We start from the raw sequence: 512 nt of genomic DNA on the forward strand, positions 1-512 counted from the left end.
TTAACTGATGTTACAGAATTTAAATTAACTAACGGAACAAAAGCTTATCTAAGTGCAATTTTAGATCTTGGAGACAATAGCATCGTTTCTTATGTATTAGGTACTTCTAATAATAATAAATTAGTTTTTGATACACTAGATAAAGCTGTTATAACTAATCCGACGGCAACGCCACTATTTCATAGTGATCGCGGATTTCAATATACAAGTAAGAGCTTTAAACTTAAGCTAGATGCTATTAACGCCAAACAAAGTATGTCTAGAGTTGGGCGATGTATTGATAATGGACCTATGGAAGGTTTTTGGGGAATATTAAAATCTGAAATGTATTATTTAGAAAAGTTTCATACTTACGAACAGCTTGAAAAAGCTATAGATGAATATATAGAATTTTATAATACAAAAAGAATACAAAAAAAGCTAAAAGGCATGGCTCCGCTTGAATATAGGAGTCATACCTTAGCATCATAATTTTTTATTATTTACCCTGTCTACTTGACAGGGAGCAGTTC

General features: G+C 31.2%; 1 protein-coding gene. It reads left to right on the top strand.

The annotated features are described in order from the left end of the window. Window positions 1-471 (top strand): IS3 family transposase (locus tag TY07_RS17085; protein ID WP_042403167.1); only part of this gene is annotated, 471 nt, incomplete at its 5' end. Window positions 472-512: the final 41 nt, after the last annotated feature.

The sequence above is a fragment of the Clostridium saudiense genome (assembly GCF_000577815.1).
GTDB lineage: Bacteria > Bacillota > Clostridia > Clostridiales > Clostridiaceae > Clostridium > Clostridium saudiense.